Below are 23,522 nucleotides of genomic sequence, written 5' to 3' on the forward strand. Positions count from 1 at the left end.
GATATTTGTTAGCGACAAGTTAAAGGATATGCATAGTTAAACTTAAGGGTAAAATAAAAAGCTGATCCCAGGATTTTCATCCATGGGTCAGCTTTTCGTTTCTTATGTCCTAAACCGATGTAAAAAGCTCTGCAGCCTTTCGTTCTCGGAATTCTCTAGAACTTCAATTGGTGGTCCTTCTTCTGCAATGACACCATTGTCCAGAAATAAGATTCGATCCGCAATATCACGGGCGAATTCCATTTCGTGTGTAACGAGCACCATCGCCATTTCACCTTCTTTGGCAATTTCGCGTATTACCTCAAGTACTTCGCCGACTAACTCTGGATCTAATGCCGATGTAACCTCATCAAACAACATTATTTTAGGTCGCATAACTAAAGCACGGGCCATTGCCACACGTTGTTTTTGCCCACCTGAAAGTTGGCTTGGATAATTATCCAGCTTATCGCCAAGTCCAACTTTTTCTAACATTTCAATCGAACGTTGTTTAGCAGCCTTTTTATCTTCCCTTTGTACATGTATGGGGGCAGTCATACAGTTTTCTAAAATGGTCATGTGCGGGAATAGGTTGAAGTGTTGAAAAACCATCCCGATATCACCGCGTACCTGACGTAAATGCTTTTCATTTGCTGGGACAAGCTGCTCGCCCTTTTTCATGTGCCATAGATTTTTTCCATCTACAATAATGCTACCTGCTGTTGGTTGTTCTAAAGTCATCAGCATGCGAATAATGGTTGTTTTACCAGAACCACTTGGACCTATAACTGCAACCTTTTCAGCTGGTTTAATATCCAAATTAATTCCTTTTAGTACTTCTACATCTCCAAAAGCCTTATGGACATCCTGGTATCTTACAATAGGTTCAGACATTACATCACTACTCCTTTTCGTTCTTTTAAGTCGGAAGTTATACGTTTTTTACGGTTGTTTGCTGATCTAATTGCCTAATATGTTGTTTTTATAAGAAAAAGTTTTCGTTGAACGAGTCGATATCCGCCAATCCACGAATATAACAGCTGATTTTCAAGAATACCGGCCAATCTTCAAATATATCGGCCGTTTCGAAAATATATCCGCCGTTATGGGAAACAGCCCGCTCCGCTTTTCTTCTTAATTTGCTTTACTTCCTGTTGGTGCTTTTTTATCAAAACGTCGATTGAATTTACGTTCAAGTTTATTAATTAATATTGCAGATGGATAACTTAACACTAGGAATAGGATTGCCACAATTGTTAGTGGCTCTAGATACTTCCAGTGCTGAGCACCATAGTTATTTGCCATAGCGAGAATACCTACAACACCTACAGTTGATGCTAATGGAACCTCTTTAAACATAATAATTAAATAGTTTCCTAGCATTGGAATAGTAGGAGGTATAGCTTGTGGCAAAATTATCTTTGTCCATTTTCTTCTGGTAGAAAAGTTTAATGCTCTGGATGCTTCCCACTGTCCCTTGTCCACACCTTCAATTCCGGTTCGATACACTTCTCCAATATACGTGCTATAGTGAATACCCAGACCTAGTACCGCACTTGTAAATGGATCCAATGTTACTCCGACAACAGGTACCATTGGCCATGCGTAATAGATAAAGAATAATTGTACCAAAGGTGGGGTGGAACGAATAAATTCCATTATCCAAAATAAAACCCATCTAATTGGTCTTATTGGTATTTGCCTCGTAAGTGTCCAAAAGAATCCAAAGATTAATGCAAATAAGTAACATGCAATTGTTAATGCAACGGTTATGGCTAAACCTTCTAATACTACAGGGAAAGCTTCGAGAAATACATCCCAACTCCAATTACCCATTAGCTTGCCACCCCTTTCTTAGAAGCACTTTCCATTTTCTTTGTAAGCCAAATTAATGGTAGAGCAAGAATGAAATAGAATACTAGAACCAACAAATAGACTGTTGGTGCTTGAGAAAGATTAGAGCTTCTCAACAGATCTCCGTAATATAAAATATCTGCCAAGCCTATTAATGATACCAGTGATGTAGATTTTAACATCAGAATAAGATAGTTTCCGAATTCAGGAAGCATCATTCTAAGGGCTTGAGGGAAAATTACAAATCTCATGCGTTGAAAACGCGACATGTTTAGTGCTGTAGAAGCTTCCGTTTGTCCTTTTGCGACATTTAAAATCGAACCACGAACAACTTCAGACATGTATGCTCCGTAGTTTAATGAAATGGCAAGTACACCAGCCCAGAAATCACTACCTATTTCGATACCAAATAAAATAGGTAATGCATAGTAAAGCCAGAATAATTGTACGATTAAAGATGTCCCACGAAAAACTTCTACATAGAAGCCAGTGAACTTACGGAGAATAACGTTATTTGAAAGGCGGCAAAACCCTGCAATAAATGCCATTAGATACCCTAATACTATCGAGGCTAGAAGTACCTTAACTGTAATTTCTACACCTTTCATTAAAATGGGGAAAATTTCAATTATTGCATCGATGGTAATCACTCCTTCTTTGTTGTTATATTTTTAAAACAAAAAGCATAGGGTCTGACCCCCCTGGGTGGGGGAGCCGGACCCTATGGAGTCTATGCTTTATACTTTAAGAAAGTATAAGCCTTTATTAAGTAGAAATGTAGAAAATTTAAGGCGTTCTAATATGTTAAAAGGCCCAATTTTTAGTATTGTTCACCGCTGCATACACCTTCTGTAGTGATATCTGCCGGTACTGAATTATTTTCAGCACTAAAGCCGTTTGCTTCTAAAAGTTTCTTTACTGTTCCGTCTTCTTTTAGTTCAGCTAGCTTTTCATTATATGCTTCACGTAGTGTGTCACTATCTTTATGAAATGCTGCAGCACCGTAACTTGGAATACCTTTAATATCAGGTTGCTCAAAGTCGGTAATGAACTCTAAATTATCTGACTCAGATGTTTCTAAAGCCATTTTGAGTGACATTTCTGTACCAGTTGTTGCAGACGCACGTCCAGATGATACTGCTGAGAATGTTGCTGGGATATCTGGTGCGCTTTGAATTTGATCTTGACTTACACCTTCAGATTTAACATACTCATTCTCTGTAGCTCCCTGCATGATGGATACAGTTGCGTCTGGATTCTCTGCAATATCTTTATAACTGTGAAGATCTAATGGGTTTCCAGCTTGAACGACTAATCCTTCCCCATACATCATCTCGGGTGCACCAAAGTCGACATTTTCACAACGGTCAGGGTTTATTGCCATCCCAGCTGTAATAACATCAAATTTCCCTGCATTTAGACCCGGAATTAGCTGACTAAAGTCTGCCAATTTACCTTCAACTGTATCAATTCCAAGCTCTTTGAAGACCGCCTCAGCGATATCAACTGCAGCGCCTTTTAATTCACCGTCTTCTTGGTATGCGTATGGTTTTTCATTCGCAAATCCAACTGTAACTGTACCTTTCTCTTTCAAAGTTGTTAATAAATCCTCACTACCTTCTCCTTCTCCTTCTCCACCTGAACCACTAGACTCCTCGGAACCACATGCTGCAAGTAGAATTAATGAAAAACAAAGTACAGAAAAGATTAATAATTTTCTCATGTCTTAAAAGCCCCCCCTTAAATTTTGAAAAAAAAGCATTGCAATTTTGGTCAATGCTTTGCTTAAATTGATGCTGAACTGTGACGAATAAACTAGGTATATATAACCTGATTCACTCGAAAAAAAATATCATGTTATGTACGTGATATATAGTTGAAGCAGACACTCTTTAATATTATCGATATTTCAATTCTTTCTCAAATACGATATATTTTGATAATTTTAAATAAATTGGCAAATATGTTCTATAAATCTATTAAGCTATGTCATTCCATTAATTTCTAACGTATCTTATCATTTACTTGGATATGCTTCATATTTGCTTTTAATTACATGTATATTAAAAAAACGCATATATAAAGTAGATAATAGACAAATCAGCTATAAAAAAGGTACGATAACAACTAATAAGTAGGATTATTTGGAGGGGATTTTATGGATATTGTAATAATTGGTGCAGGAGCACTTGGAGCATATTTTGGAAGTCGCTTTCATGAGAGTGGGGCAAATGTAACCTTTTTAGTTCGGGAAAAACGCGCCAGGCAAATACAGGAAAACGGAATCAAGATTTCAAGTCCAAAAGGTGATTACAAGATAGATAATCCTAAGATCGTGACAGATGTAACAGAAATTAAACATGCTGATCTTGTTTTAGTAAGTGTAAAAGGCTACCATATCCAAGGAACAAAGGATAGCTTGAAAACTCTAACGGGAAATGGGGCATATGTATTACCTGTATTAAATGGTATCGAACATATTAGCATGTTACAGGATCAACTTGGAAAAGATTTTGTTCTAGGGGGTCTTTCATTTATTATTGCAACATTGAATGAAGAGGGGCACGTTATCCATTCAAGTGATTTTGATAACCTGATTTTCGGGCAACTCCAACCAACACAAACAACTATATGCCAGAATTTAGACGATTTGATGGAGAAAACAAAAATTGATGGAAATAACAATGAGGCTATTTTAAAAGAACTATGGAAGAAATATATGTTTATTACTGCATTTTCCGGTGTTACGACTGCTGCTAATTTATCGATTGGATCAATACGGGAAGAAAGTGATACATTTCGTATTACAGAAATGATTTTACATGAGATGAAAGTTTTAGCAAAAGCCTATAACGTAGAAATCCTAGAAGAGGAAGTGGAAGCTGCTAAAGATAAAATGCTCAGCTTACCAGCTGACTCGACTTCATCGATGCATCAGGACCGTAGAAAAGGGTTGATGCTGGAAGTGGATCATTTACATGGTGGTGCAATCCGATTAGCAAAAGCAGTTGGCGTAGAGATGCCGTATACAGAAACAATCCATGGTTTAATCAAGCCTTTTGAGAACCAATAAGGAGTTATATTCATGTATAAAATTAGAGAAGCACAGGAAAGTGATTATAAAGTAATTAACCAGTTAACTAGTTCCCAAAGGAACATGCATCTAAATGAAAAGGATAGTATAATAGAACAAGACTTATATAATGAATCGCTTCTCAAAGTGGACACTAGATGGTTTGTTGTGGAAAAGTCTGGTGAAGTACTAGCGTTGATCTTTTTCACAATTGATGTGGAGAGTAGAGGGATTGACGTTAAGAAATTCACCATTGATTCCGAATACAGGAAAAAAGGACTTAATGAACATCTGTACAAAAAGATGGAACAAGTAGCAAATCGAAAAAGTATGACGTTTATGCAGGTTGACATTTCTCAGGAACAGCGGGAGGTTATTGACTTCTTCGAACAGAAAGGCTGGAAGACAGAGAATAATTACTATGTAAAATATATAAAGTAAGTAAAGGGGTAACACGTATGACGGGTTATATAGTTTTAGGAATTGGAATTATCCTGGCAGTATTAATCTTGACACTAATCACAATTAATAAAGGCTATGCATATAAACATTCGATTGACGCATTGCCAGAGGATCATGATAATGAGCAAAATGGTGAAGATAAAACAAATAATCAATGAGTAAAAAGACCGCGTAATCATAATAGGATCTGTTTCCTATTGCAAAATATTAATTTGAACTGGCGGACATACGATTCGCTATTTCTATTAAAACAGTGACTTTGAGGAGGTATGCGGCCATACAATCCCCTATTTAACATATATCAAAGTAAAATAGGGGTATTCCTCCCAAATAAAGAACCTGGTGTCCGTTAATACCTTAATATCGGTTGTTTTATACAAATAACGTATCTGAAGTCCGCGGAATTTTGGGTATTCCTTATTTGCATACGAAAATGTAGGTCTAAATGTAGACTTACACTGGCTATTGTAACGTGAAAAATCAGGTTACAAATTACACCATGATTTTAATTTATATTGGCTGGATTCCCAAAGATTGTTGCTTTATAAGAGAATAGATATATATTGCAACGTAACTGCTGGTTGATTTCCGCGGGCACGGCTTCAGCCTCCTCGCGGAAGCCCACGAGGCCACTGAAAAAGTGGTGGATTTTAAAAATTTAACTTTACACCTTAACTTAGCATTTCGAATATGCGATAGTGGATCCACATATTTAGTACTATATTTAACTTTTTCAGTAGCCTCGAAGACCACCGCTGCGGGGTCTTCAGACTCGTGCTGTTCCCGCAGGAGTCAACTGTCCGCAGCGAAAATCAACTGCCATAATAGTGAAAGAAGCTACAAAGTACTGCTTCCAGACACCATGTTAGCGGAGGAAATACACGTAGACTCCCGCGGAAAGCGAATTGTATTTCCGAAGCGGTATGCTATGTCGCAGTTTATATCAACTATGAAGATGAAAAGCAACAATGCGTACGAAAAGGGCCTTTATATTAAACCGAAAATACTATTACGCCAACAAAAAAACGACCATCAATTTAGCATACATATTGATGGTCGTTTTACGTTACGCTTTTAATCTTTGCAATAGGTAACGGAACCCGTTAGTAATGACGTGGTCTTTTTGTATCTAAATAATGTATAGCAATAATACTGCTCACAACTAATACGTTGAACAAGTATTATTTTTTCTTTTCTTCCTTGATATTTGGTCGTAAACCTTTTTGCAGCTGACTAATACTTAATCCGAAATCCATTTGTAAATGTGGGTAGTCTTTGAAGTTAGCCCAGTCACCGCCCCACTCAAATCCTAAGTCTTTGGCAATTCTTGCAGATTCAAACCAATCCTTCTTACCATTATGATTTCCGTCATACGTTATGTCCCAAATGACTTTACCATCCTCATTGCGTATTGCATAATCAAAAGCTAAGCCATAATTATGATACGATTCGCCACCTTCAGCATGTGTAACAATGTTTCCACTGGACATCCGTCCTTGTGCATATAATTCATTTTGTTGCTCCTTAGAACGCCATTTTTCTGTAATAACTACATCAATTCCTATGGAAGCTGTTTTTTCAAGAAGTTTGTCCTTCTTTTGTTTCACAATAGGATGGAGTTCCATTGGTAAGGATGCATCATCACCTAATTCTATATATCTATCATTTAATTTGTTATATAAAAAAACAATTGCTGTAAAAAATACAATGATGATTATCCATGTCAGGATATCTTTGTTTATTTTTTTCAATCAAATAGTTCTCCTTATTCATTATATTATCTTTATCATACCAGAGTTGAAAAGGTCATATCAATTTACAATGATTGATAGTTAATTTAAAGTGAAGTATATAGTTTAAGTGAATCATACGTGGAGGGATTGGATTGAAAAGAATTCTAGATGCTATTACAGGTTTTTCTTCCGATAAAAAGGGCGCCAAAATTGTATTGCTTGCCTGGATTTTAGTGGCAACTGCATTATCTTTGTTTGCACCAGGTACGAGTGAATTTAGTGAGAACACAAATAAAACAGGTTTACCAGAGGATTCACAGTACAGTGAGGCACAGGAAATCGCTAGTGAATACTTTGGTAGTTCAGGAACACCTGGAATTTTAGTTTTTTATAATGAATCAGGTATCACTGAAGGGGAAATACAGTCGATTAAAGGCTTTAGCCAAAAAATTATTGAGAAACAGGATAATGAATTAGCTAATGTCAAAGAAATGATTCCTTTTTCTAAATTGCCACAACCAGCTGCTGCTTCATTTATTTCGGAAAATCAGACAACATTATTCTTACCGATTGTTCTACAAGGTGATTTAAGAACTGAAGAGCTTAAGTCAACACTGGAAAAGATAGAAAAACTATCAAGCACGGTTATTGAAAGTGACCAGCTCCAACTGACTATTACAGGCCCAGCTGGTATTGCTGTTGACTCAACTGCACTTTTTAAAAATGCAGATGTTGTGCTGATTCTTTCAACAGTTGCATTAATTTTCGTATTATTAATTGTAATTTACCGGTCACCAATCTTAGCAATTATCCCTTTAATTGCGGCTGGGATTGTCTATATGGTTGCCGACAGAGTGCTTGGGATTCTCGGATCCTATGGACTAAATATGGATACCCAATCAATCTCCATTATGTCGATTCTATTATTTGCAGCACTGACAGATTACTCCTTGTTTATTATTGCAAGGTTCAGGGAGGAATTACACAAGAGGGAAAATAAAAATATCGCGATGCGTACTGGGATGAAGCAGGTGGGGGTGCCTATATTTTTCAGTGGTGCAACCGTAATTGGTGCGATGCTTGTATTGTTATTCGCGATTTTTCAAACGTATCATGACTTTGGCCCAATATTTGCTGTGGCAATGGTTATTATCCTTACTGCTGGATTAACACTTTTACCTGCAATGTTTGTTCTTGTTGGGAGAAAATCGTTCTGGCCAATCATTCCAAAGGTCGAAGCGATACAAAAGGAAAAGGGAATATGGTGGAAAATTGCACATTTTGTAACACGTTTTCCAGCATTGTTAGGTGGAACGATTCTGATTTTCTTAACAATCGCAGCACTCAACATTGGGAATATCAGTTATACTTTTAATTTACTAAAATCATTCCCAGAGGATTTACCTTCCCGCGTTGGATTTGAACATTTAGAGGAAAACTTTGCACCAGGAGAACTGGCTCCTACACCTGTTATCGTTCATACTGACGACGGAAAAATTGATGTAGAAAAGCTTGCCAATTTAAAAGAGAATTTGAATGAAAAAGAAGGTGTGGCTAAAGTTACTCCAACTTTGGAAAAGCAACAGCCTGCTATGCCGGCAACATACTTATCTGATAATGGGAAGTATGCGAAGCTCGAATTAGTTTTTTCAAGCAATCCGTATGAAGCACAAGCGATTAACAATTTAGAGGATATACTTTTAAACAAAGAAGAGCTATTGCAATCCAGTGGTTTTGAAAATGCCTCCATATATTTTGCAGGTGAAACAGCAAAACAGTTAGATACACGCGAAATAAATAACCGCGATCTAATCGTTGTAGCCTCAATTGTCACAGTTCTTATTACCATTATGCTAGGATTCCAGACTGGGTCATTAATCGCACCGATATATATGATTTTAACAATATTAATTTCCTATTTATCAGCACTTGGTTTAAGCACATTTATCTTTGAAAATTTCATGGGGTACTATGATATGAGCTACAGTATTCCGCTATATACCTTTGTTTTCTTGGTAGCGCTCGGTGTTGATTATAATATCATGTTAATGTCGCGGATTAGAGAGTATGTGGATGATTATCCTATTAAAGAAGCTGTTTTTAAAGGACTCGCACATACAGGTGGAGTAATTTCTTCAGCTGGATTAGTACTCGCCGCAACATTCGCTGTACTAATGACGCAACCGCTACTTTTACTGTATATGTTTGGATTTACCGTTGCGGTAGGAATTATGATTGATACATTTTTAGTACGATCGATTTTGCTACCTGCAATTGTCATGAAGTTAGGTAAATATAGCTTCTGGCCGTACAAACCAAAATATGAAGCTAAACAAAAGGCTCAAGATTAATTTCTTGGGTCTTTTCTTTTAGGTTGTTTTCGTAAAAATTGTTGCTCTTGAAAGAATAGATATAAACTGTGTCATAGCATACCGCTCCAGAAATACACTTCGCTTTCCGCGGGCTCGCGCTGAGCCTCCTCGCGAGCAAAAACCGCTCACTACGGGGTCTCATCGTCTTCGCTGTTTCCGCAGGAGTCTTCGAGTATTTCCTCCGCTAACATGGTGTCTGGAAGGAAGTACTTGGTGGCGCAGGTAATGAAACTTTTTTGGAGGAAGTGCGTAATAAAGTAAAGAAGAATTTTTGAAAAATGATGTATCCAAAACCAGTTGATGCTACGATTATAGTAAGATAGAGGGGGGATTAGATTTTGTACATTCTAAGTATGTTAATCGGTTATCTGATTGGATGTATTCATGGATCGCAGCTAGTCGGGAAGTATAAAAGGATTGATATAAAAGAATCTGGGGTAAAAAACTCAGGTGCTTCAAATACAACGATTTTATTAGGGTGGAAATTCGGAGTCATTGTAGCCATTATAGATATTTTCAAAGCTACTTTATCGATATTATTTTTATTATATATAATTAATGAAAATGGGATAACTGGAGATACAAAGACATTACTTATTTATATTAATGTATTATTTATCATTGTCGGCCACAATTATCCGATTACCATGAATTTTAGAGGTGGAAAAGGGACAGCATCAATTGTAGGAGCTTTTCTAGCTATTGATTGGAAAGTAGCTGTCATTTGTATAGGTGCTTTAGTGGTCTTTACATTGTTGACGGATTATTTAGTAGTAGGTGTGTTGCTTATGTACATTTCATTTGTAGTGACAACGTTCTATTACTTCTGGATGGTTCCAGCATTTATTGCGTTTGTTTTATTTGTTATAAGCATGATTATGCATAAAGAGAATTATAAACGCATTATTTCAAAAGAAGAAACGAAATTATCAAGTCTTTTTAAAAAAACAGCCTAATTGGAGGTAACTATGGTAGATATTCTTATATGGATCGTAATTATTGCGTTATTTGTTTTGAGTTTTGTGGGGATTATTTATCCAATTATCCCTTCCCCACTTGTAATATGGGTCGGGTACCTATTGTATCATTTTGTGATCAATCCTGATGAGTTAAGCATGATTTTTTGGATTAGTATGGTTATCCTGACTGCCGTACTCATTGTTTCCGATATCATTGCAAATAGTTATTTTGTGAAGAAATTCGGTGGAAGTAAATGGGGGGAACGTTTTGCAGGTATTGCTGTAATAGTTGGATCATTTATTATTCCACCATTTGGTATATTAATTTTACCATTTGTAACAGTGCTTATCGTTGAAATGGTTCAAAAACGGACAATAAAAGATGCGTTCCGTGCATCAATTGGTTCGCTTATTGGGTTCTTAAGCGGTGCGGTAGCGAAAGTCGTGATACAGGTTATCATGATTGCATGGTTCGTATTTGTTGTGATCTTTTAAATAGAAAGAAGGATATTGTATGATGATCAAACCACCTAGAGTACTAACAATCGCTGGTTCCGCTGCTGGTGGTAGTGCTGGAATCCAGGCAGATTTAAAAACGTTTCAAGAATTAGATGTATATGGAATGAGTGTTATAACAGCAATCGTTGCAAGACATCCAGAAACAAAGAAGAACGTTCATCCGCAAACCATTGAAGCAATCGAAGCGCAATGTGCTACAGCAACTAATCAGGTTGGTGTCGACGCTCTTAAAACAGGTATGCTTTTTTCAAAAGAAGTGATTGAGAAAACCGCGGAAATTATTAGGGATTCGAATGTAGAACATGTTGTCATTGATCCAGTAATGGTCGGGAAGCTTGATTCAAAATTATTAGAGGATGATGCGATTGATGCATTGAAGATGCAGTTATTACCTATGGCTACGATTATTACACCGAACATGCCAGAAGCATCTTTCTTGTTAGATGGGCGCACGTTAACATGTGTGGAAGATTTGAAACAAGCAGCCAAGGATTTACATGAATTAGGTCCGAAATATGTCCTGGTTAAAGGTGGAAGACTAGAGGGACCCGCTGTTGATGTGTTGTATAATGGTTCGCAATTCATAACATTTGAGGCTCCACGGATTGATACGGTACATACTAGTGGAGCAGGATGTACCTATTCCGCTGCAATTACCGCGGAACTTGCAAAAGGAAATTCCATACATGAAGCTGTTGAAGCGGCTAAGGGCTTTGTGACAACTGCGATTGATTATGGATTTTCTTATACGGAATTGGTAGGTCCAACTTATCATGCAGCACGGCGTACGCAGGGGGAAGCGCATCGGATTATAGTAGACAAAACTGTGGGTGAAAATTAATTGCGATTAACTATAAAATATGAACAATTAAAAGCGGCGGAAGTGAGAAAATGGAATACAACATACATGATTCAAAAGCAATAGATACCAACATACTAAATAAGGAAGAAAATGAACTGTGGTCCTTATATATGGAAGTTTTAACTGGAGCTGGACTCGGCGACGTTTCGGAATGGATGAAGCTTGATTTAAGCATGCCGCAAATGAAGATATTAATGCTGTTAAACAACAAGGGGCGATTGAAGGTGAGTGAAATTGCCACCTCTATGGGAGCATCCATGTCGAACATGACTGGTTTATTAGATCGGTTGGAAAAAGAGGGTTTTGTTAAGCGTGTTCATTCGCAGGAAGATCGTCGAACCGTTTATGTAGAGCTTGGTGAAAAAACGCTTACTATTTTTCGGGGACTATATAAAAAGGGTCATGTAAAAATAAAGAATGCGTTAGAATTAATGTCTGAAGATGAGAAGTTAAAGGTAAAGGAAGGTTTGACGATTCTGGCATCTACATTAAACAAACCTGATCAGGGTAGAGGGAACGACGAAGAAGGCACTGATTAACATTGGAAATACGTTGCGGTTCGATGTGATTTATCTAAAATAGGATGCTAAGTATTAAAGCAAGTGAAACCTGTAACAATGGGGGTCGCTTGCTTTATATATATATATCGAAAGATGCGAAAAGCAGTGATAGATGCCGGCACATAAAGGGAAATTTTGAATAAAATGTCTTAATTCTAGTGTAAAAAGGAGGCAATTCAATGCCGAAAGGAAAAAAAGGCAATAATAATTCTGATAAAAAGGCGGAATCAACTTCAACAGACTCTACATCAACGGAAGAAACAAATGAAGCAAAAGAAACAAAAGACAAGGAATAATAGAGCCAGGAAAAAAACGATCTCGAAATCAGCTACTTCTGCTTGATCAAGACTTTAATGTCAAGCGGAAGTTTTAATATTGAAAAAATCACTCCATAATTAAATGATGTACATAGCATAGAATGTAGGCCACAAAGTACTATTCTTGTTTTTGATTAGGGGAGGAGTTATTAACATTGGAAACATTGTGTATAAAAGATACTGGGAAATATGGTCGAGGTGTATACGCTGCACGTACTATTAAAACAGGTGAACTAATTGAGGTGTCACCTGTTTTAATAGTACTTAAAAGCGAATGGAAATATTTGAAGGAAACAATTCTCTTTGATTACTGTTTTACTTGGGGTGAAAATTACGAGCATACTGCGATTGCCCTAGGGTATGGATCGTTATTTAATCATTCATACACACCAAATGTTAGATTTGAAAATAATTTAGATAATCAATCAATCGATTTTTTTGCAATTGATGACATTGGGGATGGTGAAGAAATCACGATTAATTACAATGAAGATGCAGAAGATAAATCTCCATTATGGTTTGATGTAATTGATTGAACTTTGGATGGGGTCATAAATTATTAGGTATAAAATAATCATAAGCGGCAGGAATCTCCTCCGCTTATGATTATTGAAAGTGAATAGTTTTTATATGGTGTAGGTTAACATACACAGTGTCCTGCCGAGCCGTCGCTAATTCCAGGTATTTTCCTTGTATCGTTTTTAATTGGCCAATTTTATCTGTGGTTGGTGCTAAATCAATCACGATGATTTGACCGATTAATTTCTCAAGCTGTACATCAAGTGTTCTTGATACGCTGATTGTAGATGGATTTACCGGTAGCATTTCCTTTTCCAAAGAGTAAGGTGTTTGGTGGTCGTGATAAGGAATAAGCCACTTCAGGTGCCGAAAAGGAATAAACATTGTTTTATAAACTGGGGAGTAAAATACGAAATAATCATTTAGTATACTGGTAACATATCCATGAATGGACTGTGTACCTGTTACAAAAATCTCCGAGAACAGTCCTTTGGCATTCGTGAGCACCTTTCTTAGGGAAAGCTGGTCACTTATTTGGATGTCGGCAGCATTATCTATGGCTATCTCTTCTTCAGTATTTTGTTTAACTTTTTGTATATGCATATTTGGAATATAAAGGAAATCAACGCCGTTATAAATAACTAGGATATCGCTGCCAATCTCAAGCAGTATGCCATAGTGGGTTTTTTTTCCGGAAATTTCAACTTCAATTGTTTGTTGTAGATATTTTTTTAGGATATCCATTTAGAATAATCCCTCCTTATAAAATGTGATCCACTCTGTCCATAGATATAAAGAAACCAGGCTTACAAACAAAGTGATTGGAATTACCATAATAGTAACTTTAAAATACTGACCCCAGGAAAACTTAATATTATTCTTTCGTAAAATAAACATCCATATTAATGTTGCAAGTGTTCCTATTGGTGTTAGAAGTGAGCCGATATCACTACCTATGATACTAGCAAGATAAGAGATCTGGGTCGTATGAAGGTTTATATCCATACCCGTTAATGCTAATGTACCGATCATGATGGATGGTAGATTATTAACAATATTCGAGAGAAAACTAACCAGGACTCCCATAATCATGATGGCATTAAAGTGATTTGATTCAACGATAGGGCCGATTAGGTCAACCAGATAATCTGTTAAACCAACGTTCTGAAGTGCAAAAACGATAACATACATACTGAAAGCAAATAGTAAAATATGCCAAGGGGTTTTCAGAATAATATCTTTTCCCCCTTTTTTATAACGGAAGTACCTAAGGGAAATCAGAATAACAGCACCTATAATTGATATGACCTCAAGTGGTATGCCTAGTGGGGTTAGTGCAAAGTAGCTGACGCGGATGATGACGATAATAATTAACGAAATATAAAACATCTTCCAATCAATAGTTTGTTCAATCGTGGATGTGGACAATGGGTTGCTTTTCATGCCATTCTGGAATAAGGATGTATTGATTTTGTCAGGTATATCCTTTTTAAAATAAATGAATAGTAATAAAACCATTGTGATAATCCCAATTACTGAAGGAACAAACATCATGTCAACATAACCATTTAAGTCAAGACCAACAATTTTCATTGCAATTAAGTTTGCGATATTGCTTACAGCGATTGGTGCGCTAGCTGCTGTGGCGACTAATGCACCTGATACAAGATAGGGGATTTGCTGGTGAGGTCTTAATCTTAATGTTTTTACAATATGGATTATAATTGGTGTCGTAATAAGAATACTACCGTCATTATTGAAAAAAATAGTTACAAGGAAACATAAAATGGTAACATAAAAGAAAAGTAGTTTTCCTGATCCTCTTGATCTATTTACTATATTGATAGCAGCCCAATGAAAGAACCCAACACTCTCTAAAACTATCGTCATAACGATCGTCGATAAAATAGTTATGGAAGCTCCACTGACCATATTGAATATACTAACAATATCTTGAAAAGGTACAATGCCTAATAAAAGTAAAAGAGCAGCTCCAATTGATGTAGGAATTGTTTCATTAATTCCTCTAGGCTTCCATAACATGAACAAGACGGTTAACGAAAATATAAGAAGTGTAATAATAGTTCCATTTGGTAACATCTTAATTCCCCTTTTGCTCAATAGATGCAGGAGTTATTTTAAGTTGTTTTGAAGGGATATACTGGTGCTGTTCTGGTTTTTGCGGTTTGATTATTGTATAAAATGATAATCCACATGCTATAAAGACTAAAATGGTGAACATACCTTCCCTCCTTTCCAACTATATTTTATTTACTTGCCCGAAGCCTTCCTTCTTTCTCTGGCCTTGCGGCGATTTCGCATTACTTGTTGGGGCGTTAAATCATTTCTTGGATCATAATATTTTTGTTTAGACTTATATTTATTACTTTGCTTTTGTTGTGGCTCTGTTTTTTCTTTTTGTTGTTTTACTGACTTATCTTGTTTGGATTGTTTTTTAGTACTCTGCTTTTGTTGTGATTCTGTTTTTTCTTTTTGTTGTTTTACTTTCTTTCCTTGTTTAGATTGATAGGTTTTAGTATTTTGTGTTTGTTCTTGCTCTTGCTTATTACTTTCCTTATGTTGTTTCGAAGTAATTTCTTTTGCCAATTTATTCAACCGACTTGCAATATTATCATCCTTTTGCTTCTTATAATTACTTACTTTACCTTCCTTACTATCTTTCGTTGAGCTTTCACTCGAAGGGTTATCATTCTTACTTTGATTAGTAGGTTGATGGGTTTTACTGTCTTGGTGTTCAGGTGAATGATCACTGCTTTTCTTTTGATGTTTCGATGGCTGTTCCTGCTTAGGCTGTTTCACTAAATTGCTTGCACCTGTTGCAATTTGTGAAATCGGAATAAATGAAATTTCATCATTGACGATAAAAGTTATATAGACGTTATGCACATTGCTTAAAAAGCCCTCTATGGCTTCCGTTCCATCTCTACTGACAGTTAACCACTCATTTTCAAATGCCTTTAAAAGTTCAACAAAATTAGGCTTATTAACGAATTTAATATCGCTCAAATCCCGTACCTTTAAATTCTTAGTGTTTTTTGTGAGTTCTTTAATATTATCCAGTTTTATATAATGCGTTAGATCTTTTTCATTTTTTAAAATCAGGTAATCTTCTTTTATATCAACTAATAACCCTTTTATTGTATGTGGACCGGGATATACCACTTTAATTTCGTGACCTATTAGATTACTTAAAAGGTTATGATGCTCATTCAAAACATAAACCTCCTCTCACTTTTGATATTAATCGTCTTGTTTTTCTTTTTTGTCATGGTCATCTTTTTTGTTATCGTCTTTTTTGTCGTCTTTCTTGCCATCATCTTTATCTTTTTTAGGTTTATTTCCGACGCTTACATTATTAATGTGGAAAACAACTACGCGAATGACTTCTTGATCATGAACGAGGGTAATTACTTCATCCGTAATATCATTAACTACCCCATCAACTTTGGCGGGACCGCCACGATTGATTTGAACCCACTTGTATTTCAATGTCGATAGAAATGATCTAAAGTCATGGGGGGTATTACAGTCAACGTTTCTTGATTCTTCTTCAATTTCGTCAACATCGTCCCCGTCCAAGCCATCTTTCACATTTTCGGTGACGCTTTTGATATGGTCCATATTATAATAAAGAACCCCATCATTATTTGTTAACAAAGTTATATAGTCATCATGGACTGCAACTAATTTTCCTACTCTAGAGTTAGGGCCACCACGGTCAACCTTAATAACTTTATCTTTTAATGCTTCCAATTGCTTGTTAATATTTGATGAATTCATCCTTACACTCTCCCTTTTGTTTGTTTTCTGTGCTACTTCCCTACATGTATATGCACCCTCTAATGACAATGCACTAGCCATGAGCCCTTTTAGAAGACAATAATTAAAACACCTAGTTTAGTATTCATTTTGAGTTTTATAGAATCTTGGGGATGAACCATTGCCCTACCTTGTATTTCAACTGACCAGTGTTTTTGTCCTGATAAAATTTTTAATTGATGATAAACTTTTAGTGGTAGGTAATTTTTAAAATATGTAGTTTTGGAGGTTTTCAAATGCTTATATTTAGTACGGAAGAATTCTTTAGTTATAAGGTCCGCCAGGCAATTAAGGAAGATACCCCTTCTGTAGTTAAAATGCTGACAAATGCAGCTAGTTGGCTTAAAGAAAATGGGGTTGATCAATGGAGTTACTTACATAGCGGAAAAGAAAATAATGAGATTGAAGCGGCTATAATCAAAGGGACAACATACGTATTAGAAGATGATGAAGGAAAGTTTATAGCCTCCTTTAACCTTTCCCCCGAACAAAATGATTGGGATCTGGAATTATGGGGCAATACAAATGATCAGGCTTTATACGTGCATCGATTAGTCGTTGCACGTGGTCAACATAAGAAGGATATTGGAAAGAAACTGTTAGCTTGGATGATAAAAAATATAGATCAAAAGATTGAGTCAATTCGATTGGATTGTATTGGTCACAATAGGGTGTTAAATCTTTTTTATCAGGATGCAGGATTCACATATGTAGGATCACATGATATGGGTGGAGAATTGTTTTCCAAGTATGAACGACCTTTAAGACTGTAGAACTTGACTTTATTTTCACATGGTTATATATTAAAAAATACAATATACGAAACGTTGATGAGGATTAGTATAGTTTGAAAGTTTTTTCAAGAGAGGGAATGAGTGGTGTGAATTCCTAAAAACGCAAACTAGAACCTGCCTTTAAGTTCGCCATCAGAAAAGCGTATTGCTCTAAGATGTGCGCGGTATTTTACCGTTATCAAGCTAAGTGTACAGGATGAATTATACCTGTAAACAAGGGTGGTACCACCAAACCTCGGTCCCTTTTCGGATGGAGGCTTTTTTGCGTTTATAATTTTTCAAGGAGGAATATAAAATGGGTAAAAAAAATAAGCAATTTGTGGAAAAAATTACAGCAATGGAAGATGATTTCGCACAATGGTATACGGATGTTGTAAAGCAAGCAGACTTGGTGGACTACGGGCAAGTGCGTGGAACAATGATCATAAAGCCATACGGTTTTGCAATTTGGGAAAATATAAAAAATGAACTGGACAAAATGATTAAGGATACTGGTCATTCCAATGTCGCTTTCCCATTATTCATTCCTGAAAGTCTTCTGCAAAAAGAAAAAGATCATGTGGAAGGTTTTGCACCAGAAGTGGCTTGGGTAACACATGGTGGGGAAGATGAATTAGCTGAACGAATCGCTGTCCGTCCAACCTCAGAAGCACTTTTCTGTGACTACTATTCGAAAAATATTCATTCGTATCGTGACTTGCCAATGCTTTATAACCAATGGGGAAATGTTGTTCGCTGGGAAAAAACGACACGTCCATTCTTGCGTTCATCTGAATTTCATTGGCAAGAAGGTCATACGGCACATGCGACAGATGAAGATGCATCAGCAGAAACAGAGAAAATGCTTGGTGTATATGCAGACTTGGTCGAACATTATTTAGCAATTCCTGTACTTAAAGGACGTAAAACAAATAAAGAAAAATTTGCAGGTGCAAATTATACACTGACGATTGAAAGCTTAATGCATGATGGAAGAGCGTTGCAATCTGGGACAACTCATCATTTTGGTTCTGGTTTTGCCGAGGCGTTTGATATTACTTATTTAGATGAAAATGGTAAAAGCCAGTTTGTTCATCAAACTTCATGGGGGCTATCTACACGCATTATGGGTGGATTAATCATGGTGCACGGCGATAATCGTGGTTTAGTCGTTCCGCCACGGATTGCACCTACACAAGTAATGATCGTCCCAATTGCACAGCATAAAGATGGCGTCTTGGATAAAGCGTATGACTTACGTGATCAATTAAAGAATGTTGCACGTGTTGGAATCGACGCAAGTGACAAATCACCTGGCTGGAAGTTTAACGAGCATGAAATGAAAGGTGTGCCAATTCGAATTGAAATTGGACCAAAGGATATAGAAAATGAACAAGCAGTAATTGTTCGTCGCGATACAGGAGAAAAAGAATTTGTTCCATTGAATGATTTGGAAGCTCGCGTAGCTACATTGATAGAAGAAGTTCAACAAAGTTTATTTGATAAAGCACTGCAGCACCGTACTGACAAAACATCTATTGCAACCACTTTAGAAGAATTTAAACAAACGCTTGATGAAAAAACTGGATTCATTAAAGCAATGTGGTGTGGCGATCAAGCATGCGAAGAGAAAATTAAAGAGGAAACATCTGCAACATCACGTTGTATTCCTTTTGAACAGGAAAAAGTCTCCGATAAATGTGTATGCTGTGGAAAAGAAGCAAAAGAATTAGTTTACTGGGCAAAAGCATATTAAAGTAGAAAAGCGGAGGCGACTGGTCAGTGGCCACCAATTAGAGGATGTTCTCTAGAAATAATAAGGATCGGGCACTTTACTTTGCCCGGTCCTAATTATCGTTCTCGAGGATTGATATATCAATAAATTATGATTTAAGTGCCTTTCCGATATCTTCCTTAATGCTTTCCGGTTTTGTTTGTGGGGCGAAACGATCAGTTACCTCACCATTTTTATTAACTAGAAACTTGGTGAAGTTCCATTTGATTTGCTTCGTTAACATTCCAGGCGCTTCTTTTGTAAGGTATTTGAATAATGGATGTGCATCATCACCGTTAACATTAACCTTACTAAACATTGGAAAGGAAACACCATAATTTCGCTGGCAGAAGTCAGAAATCTCCTCGTCTGAACCAGGATCCTGATTATTAAATTGATTACAAGGGAAACCAAGAATCTCTAGACCTTGTCCATTAAATTCATCATATAATTCTTGTAGTCCTTCAAATTGAGGGGTAAAACCACATTTGCTTGCTGTATTAACTATCAAAACAACCTTACCTTCATAATCTTTTAATGATTTTTCTTCACCCATCAGTGTCTTTGCTGAATAGTCATAAATGGTCATTTTAACAGACCTCCTTTTTAAAAATGATAGCAACAGTACATAGACTAGTCAAAATGTGTGATTAATTTTTCATGACTAAAAAAGGTGAGAGCAAGCATAGTATAAGGAATGGAAGTTATTTTAAAACTTGTAGTATTAGATGAATTAGGATAAAATACTTGTAAAACGTTATCATTTATTATGAAAACGTGTTCAATTTAATCTAATACATAGGAGTTAAGCACTATGTCTTAGATAAAAAAATATAGAGGGGGCAATATTTTGAAGAAAAAAAGTTTATTTTCATTAGTGCTCATCCTAGCTATCGGCATGGTATTAAGTGCGTGCGGCGATAGTGGGAATGGTGGCAGCAGTGACGGTGGTGGAGAAGGTGGAGATCCTGTAACAAATCTTACCATGGGAACTGGTAGTGTAGGTGGAGTCTATTATCCATTAGGTGGCGAAATGGCTAATCTATGGACAGATAACATCGATGTCGAAGGCTTTGACGTAAGTTCAGTAGAATCTGGTGCATCTGTAGAAAACATTGCAAAGATCCAGTCAGGTGATTTCCAATTAGGAATCGCACAAAATACAACAATGATCAATGCTATTAATGAAACAGGTGAATTTGAAGGAAAAACTACTGATAAAGTTGCAGTAATCGGTTCACTTTATCCGGAAGCACTTCAAGTTGTTACACTTGAGTCAACTGGAATCGAGTCTATTGAAGATTTAAAAGGTAAAAAAGTTGCTATTGGGCCTCCAGGTGGAGCAACTCGTGAGGCAGCTGAATTAGTATTAAAAGCTTACGGAATTGAAGAGGGCGACTTCGAAGCGTACGAAGAAGGTTTTGGCGATGCGAAAAGTAAGCTGCAAAATGGTACAATCGATGCTTCATTCGCAGTTGTAGGTGTTCCATCTTCTACAACAGATGAACTAGCAGCAGCTACTAATGAAGTGAAGTTCCTTGATATCGAAGGTGATGCATTAAAAGAAGTAACGGAAAAAAGTCAATACGAAGCATACACAGTTGAACCTGGCACTTACGAATGGCAAACTGAGCCAGTCCAAACTGTAACAGCAATGGCATTACTTTTAGGTTCAACAGAACAAATAAGTGAAGATCTTGCATATAAAATTACAAAAACGTTATATGAAAAATCAGGAGATATGACAATTGCACAGGCAAAACTAATTACGAAAGACAGTGCATTAACGGGTGTTAGTGATGATTTACCATTACACCCTGGTACAGAAAAGTACTTTAAAGAAGTAGGAATTATTGAATAAAGGAAATAGAAAGAACCGGGCGGTTATGTCCGGTTCTTTCTCCTCACTAATAAAGTAGAGGGAACGGAGGTTTAATCATTGGCTACACAAGATACGCAACAAATAGATAAAGATGAATTGATGGCAAAATATGATAAAGAGAGTGCATATCGGACAAATTTAGGACCTTGGGGTTGGGTGACCCTGATAGTAGGTGCGGCATTAACCATTTTCCAACTCTACACTGCTTTTTATGGAGCGAAAGTCTCGTTGATCCAAGGGGCAATCCACTTAGGGGCAGGATTAAGTTTGGTTTATCTACTTTATCCAATAAAGTCGTCCATGACCAAACGGAGAGGTGTACCATGGTATGATGCTCTATTAGCACTGGCGGCATTATTTACAAACTTCTATATTATATATAGCTATGATAGATTGATTAATGAAGCAATTATATTCGGGTTTACGTATATGGACCAATTTGTTGCAACGGCGGGTATAATATTACTTTTAGAAGCAACAAGACGTGTTGTAGGTTTACCTATTGTTATTATTGCTATAGTAGCTCTCCTATATGGTTTGCTTGGTCAATATATTCCAGTTATCGGACATGCCGGATATGACTGGCCTTCGCTTGCTACAGAAATGTTCTTTAGTTCAAGCTCCATTTTTGGTATTCCAATTCAAATTTCATCCACATACATTTATTTGTTCTTATTCTTCGGGGTTATGTTAGTTAAAACAAATATTGGACAGTTCTTTAATGATATTGCACTTCGATTAACAGGAAAATATACAGGTGGTACAGCAAAAGCGGCGGTAGCAGCAAGTGGCTTACAAGGAATGGTAAGTGGTAGCTCTGTTGCAAATACAGTCGGATCTGGTTCATTTACGATTCCAATGATGAAAAATGCAGGATTTAAACCACACTTTGCAGCTGCTACGGAAGCATCAGCATCAACTGGTGGACAAATTATGCCTCCAATCATGGGAGCGGCCGCATTTATAATGGCTTCATACACAGGTATACCATATAACGAAATAATTGTTATTGCAATTATCCCAGCAGTCCTATATTTTGCAGGAGTATTTATGGGGACACATTTTGAAGCTCGTAAACAGGGGATTTTAGGTCTTAAGAAAGATCAGCTTCCTAAAACGAAAAATCTTGTGAAACGATTGGATTTGTTTATACCGCTTATTATTATTATTGGATTCCTACTTGTAGGATACACACCGACATATGCAGCGTTATTTGCAATAGGAGCTGCATTTGTAATTAGCTTTTTCCGTAAAGATACACGTTTATCTTTTAAAGGGATAATTAAGATATTAGAAGAAGGTGCAAGGACGGCATTACCTGTAATTGCGGCCTGTGCGACAGCAGGTATTATTGCAGGTACGGTAACAACTACTGGGCTTGGACCGAAAATTGCTGGTGGAATTATTGATCTTGCACAAGGACAATTTTTCTTAGTAATGTTTTTCACCATGATTGCATGTATTATATTGGGGATGGGACTACCAACAACAGCGAACTATGTAGTTACAGCAACAATGGCGGCACCTGCTTTATTAGCATTTGATGTGCCTGTAATTGCAGTACACATGTTTGTATTCTACTTCGGTATTGTGGCTGATATTACTCCACCTGTATGTTTAGCAGCATATGCAGGGGCTGGTATAGCTGGTGCGAACCCGATGAAGGCGGGAGTTACAGCGGTTAAACTAGCCATTGCAGCATTTATCATTCCATATATGTTTGTATCACAGCCAATTCTTCTATTGCAGGGAGATGCAAATGTGATGAATGTATCGATAGCTGTAATTACAGCCATGCTAGGAATGATGAGTATAAGTTCAGGTATGATCGGTTATTTTGTTAAATCGGTAAACTGGTTAGAGCGAATATTTTTATTTGGAGGAGGATTATTGCTGGTATATCCAGATTTGAAATTCTCACTAGTTGGACTTGTAATATTTGGAGCAATTGCTGCAATTCAATTTACAAGAAATAAATCGAATAAGACAGGTCAACAATCATCCGTGTCATAAATAAAGGGGTAGATCAGTGTTTATACTGATC

Annotated in this window: 24 protein-coding genes and 1 other annotated feature; of the genes, 13 read left to right on the forward strand and 11 right to left on the reverse strand. The window is 36.7% G+C overall.

The window, feature by feature from the left end:
* Positions 1-102: 102 nt before the first annotated feature.
* From ehuA to ehuB, 4 genes are all read right to left on the reverse strand, one after another.
* Positions 103-873 (reverse strand): ectoine/hydroxyectoine ABC transporter ATP-binding protein EhuA, encoded by a 771-nt coding sequence (gene ehuA, locus LG329_RS12270; protein WP_404451113.1) that lies wholly within the window; start codon positions 871-873, stop codon positions 103-105.
* Between the two features lie 240 nt (positions 874-1,113).
* On the reverse strand, positions 1,114-1,815 hold the full coding sequence (ehuD, locus tag LG329_RS12275; RefSeq protein ID WP_404451114.1) for an ectoine/hydroxyectoine ABC transporter permease subunit EhuD: 702 nt from the start codon (positions 1,813-1,815) through the stop codon (positions 1,114-1,116).
* Positions 1,815-2,441, reverse strand: coding sequence for an amino acid ABC transporter permease (locus LG329_RS12280; protein ID WP_404456642.1), 627 nt, complete (start codon positions 2,439-2,441; stop codon positions 1,815-1,817). Before LG329_RS12280 ends, ehuD begins: the two co-directional genes overlap by 1 nt.
* A 212-nt stretch (positions 2,442-2,653) precedes the next feature.
* Positions 2,654-3,556 (reverse strand): ectoine/hydroxyectoine ABC transporter substrate-binding protein EhuB, encoded by a 903-nt coding sequence (ehuB, locus tag LG329_RS12285; RefSeq protein ID WP_404451115.1) that lies wholly within the window; start codon positions 3,554-3,556, stop codon positions 2,654-2,656.
* A 435-nt stretch (positions 3,557-3,991) separates the two neighbouring features.
* Here ehuB and LG329_RS12290 point away from each other — a divergent pair, with 435 nt between their 5' ends.
* The 3 genes from LG329_RS12290 to ytzI are packed head-to-tail and all read left to right on the forward strand — an operon-like array spanning position 3,992 to position 5,526.
* Entirely contained in the window at positions 3,992-4,906 is a 915-nt protein-coding gene (locus LG329_RS12290; protein WP_404451116.1) for a ketopantoate reductase family protein, read from the forward strand.
* 12 nt (positions 4,907-4,918) lie between these two features.
* Entirely contained in the window at positions 4,919-5,347 is a 429-nt protein-coding gene (locus tag LG329_RS12295) for a GNAT family N-acetyltransferase (RefSeq protein ID WP_404451117.1), read from the forward strand.
* Between the two features lie 17 nt (positions 5,348-5,364).
* Complete coding sequence (gene ytzI / locus LG329_RS12300; protein ID WP_404451118.1) at positions 5,365-5,526, forward strand: YtzI protein; 162 nt, start codon at positions 5,365-5,367, stop codon at positions 5,524-5,526.
* Positions 5,527-6,549: 1,023 nt separating this feature from the next.
* Here ytzI and LG329_RS12305 read toward each other — a convergent pair.
* Positions 6,550-7,119, reverse strand: coding sequence for a M15 family metallopeptidase (locus LG329_RS12305; RefSeq protein WP_404451119.1), 570 nt, complete (start codon positions 7,117-7,119; stop codon positions 6,550-6,552).
* Between the two features lie 134 nt (positions 7,120-7,253).
* Between LG329_RS12305 and LG329_RS12310 the strand changes: the two genes are divergently transcribed.
* The 6 genes from LG329_RS12310 to LG329_RS12335 all read left to right on the forward strand — a co-directional run bounded on the left by LG329_RS12310 (position 7,254) and on the right by LG329_RS12335 (position 13,226).
* Positions 7,254-9,452: an MMPL family transporter gene (locus LG329_RS12310; protein ID WP_404451120.1), complete on the forward strand. Its 2,199-nt coding sequence runs from the start codon at positions 7,254-7,256 to the stop codon at positions 9,450-9,452.
* A gap of 356 nt (positions 9,453-9,808) precedes the next feature.
* Positions 9,809-10,429, forward strand: coding sequence for a glycerol-3-phosphate acyltransferase (locus LG329_RS12315; protein WP_404456645.1), 621 nt, complete (start codon positions 9,809-9,811; stop codon positions 10,427-10,429).
* A 12-nt stretch (positions 10,430-10,441) separates the two neighbouring features.
* Positions 10,442-10,927 carry a DUF456 domain-containing protein gene (locus tag LG329_RS12320; RefSeq protein ID WP_404451121.1) on the forward strand — a complete coding sequence of 162 codons (486 nt, stop codon included), beginning with the start codon at positions 10,442-10,444 and terminating at the stop codon, positions 10,925-10,927.
* Between the two features lie 19 nt (positions 10,928-10,946).
* Positions 10,947-11,792, forward strand: a complete 846-nt coding sequence (gene thiD, locus LG329_RS12325) for a bifunctional hydroxymethylpyrimidine kinase/phosphomethylpyrimidine kinase (RefSeq protein WP_404451122.1) — start codon at positions 10,947-10,949, stop codon at positions 11,790-11,792.
* A gap of 50 nt (positions 11,793-11,842) precedes the next feature.
* Positions 11,843-12,352: a MarR family transcriptional regulator gene (locus LG329_RS12330; protein WP_404451123.1), complete on the forward strand. Its 510-nt coding sequence runs from the start codon at positions 11,843-11,845 to the stop codon at positions 12,350-12,352.
* Between the two features lie 493 nt (positions 12,353-12,845).
* Positions 12,846-13,226, forward strand: coding sequence for an SET domain-containing protein (locus LG329_RS12335; RefSeq protein WP_404451124.1), 381 nt, complete (start codon positions 12,846-12,848; stop codon positions 13,224-13,226).
* A gap of 70 nt (positions 13,227-13,296) precedes the next feature.
* Here the strand turns inward: LG329_RS12335 and LG329_RS12340 are convergent, their stop codons facing one another.
* The 5 genes from LG329_RS12340 to LG329_RS12360 are packed head-to-tail and all read right to left on the reverse strand — an operon-like array spanning position 13,297 to position 17,010.
* Positions 13,297-13,953: a DUF2642 domain-containing protein gene (locus tag LG329_RS12340; RefSeq protein WP_404451125.1), complete on the reverse strand. Its 657-nt coding sequence runs from the start codon at positions 13,951-13,953 to the stop codon at positions 13,297-13,299.
* Positions 13,954-15,309, reverse strand: a complete 1,356-nt coding sequence (locus LG329_RS12345) for an arsenic transporter (protein ID WP_404451126.1) — start codon at positions 15,307-15,309, stop codon at positions 13,954-13,956.
* Between the two features lies 1 nt (position 15,310).
* Positions 15,311-15,451 carry a hypothetical protein gene (locus LG329_RS12350; protein ID WP_404451127.1) on the reverse strand — a complete coding sequence of 47 codons (141 nt, stop codon included), beginning with the start codon at positions 15,449-15,451 and terminating at the stop codon, positions 15,311-15,313.
* Positions 15,452-15,480: 29 nt separating this feature from the next.
* Positions 15,481-16,443 carry a DUF6897 domain-containing protein gene (locus LG329_RS12355; RefSeq protein ID WP_404451128.1) on the reverse strand — a complete coding sequence of 321 codons (963 nt, stop codon included), beginning with the start codon at positions 16,441-16,443 and terminating at the stop codon, positions 15,481-15,483.
* A 27-nt stretch (positions 16,444-16,470) separates the two neighbouring features.
* Complete coding sequence (locus LG329_RS12360; protein WP_404451129.1) at positions 16,471-17,010, reverse strand: hypothetical protein; 540 nt, start codon at positions 17,008-17,010, stop codon at positions 16,471-16,473.
* A gap of 275 nt (positions 17,011-17,285) precedes the next feature.
* Between LG329_RS12360 and LG329_RS12365 the strand changes: the two genes are divergently transcribed.
* Together LG329_RS12365 and proS are read left to right on the forward strand one after the other, a co-directional pair.
* Entirely contained in the window at positions 17,286-17,822 is a 537-nt protein-coding gene (locus tag LG329_RS12365; protein ID WP_404451130.1) for a GNAT family N-acetyltransferase, read from the forward strand.
* 45 nt (positions 17,823-17,867) lie between these two features.
* Positions 17,868-18,090 (forward strand) — a binding site (T-box leader).
* 48 nt (positions 18,091-18,138) lie between these two features.
* Positions 18,139-19,578, forward strand: a complete 1,440-nt coding sequence (gene proS / locus LG329_RS12370; RefSeq protein WP_404451131.1) for a proline--tRNA ligase — start codon at positions 18,139-18,141, stop codon at positions 19,576-19,578.
* A 127-nt stretch (positions 19,579-19,705) separates the two neighbouring features.
* Here the strand turns inward: proS and LG329_RS12375 are convergent, their stop codons facing one another.
* Positions 19,706-20,185 (reverse strand): glutathione peroxidase, encoded by a 480-nt coding sequence (locus LG329_RS12375; RefSeq protein ID WP_404451132.1) that lies wholly within the window; start codon positions 20,183-20,185, stop codon positions 19,706-19,708.
* 261 nt (positions 20,186-20,446) lie between these two features.
* On the opposite strand from LG329_RS12375, the gene LG329_RS12380 reads away from it, so the two are divergent.
* Together LG329_RS12380 and LG329_RS12385 are read left to right on the forward strand one after the other, a co-directional pair.
* Positions 20,447-21,457 carry a TAXI family TRAP transporter solute-binding subunit gene (locus LG329_RS12380; protein WP_404451133.1) on the forward strand — a complete coding sequence of 337 codons (1,011 nt, stop codon included), beginning with the start codon at positions 20,447-20,449 and terminating at the stop codon, positions 21,455-21,457.
* Positions 21,458-21,577: 120 nt separating this feature from the next.
* A complete protein-coding gene (locus tag LG329_RS12385; protein ID WP_404456648.1) occupies positions 21,578-23,491 on the forward strand; it encodes a TRAP transporter permease in 1,914 nt (637 codons plus the stop codon).
* Positions 23,492-23,522 lie beyond the last annotated feature (31 nt).

Origin of the sequence: Virgibacillus necropolis (assembly GCF_044793635.1) — a bacterium.
Lineage (GTDB): Bacteria > Bacillota > Bacilli > Bacillales > Amphibacillaceae > Virgibacillus_F > Virgibacillus_F necropolis_A.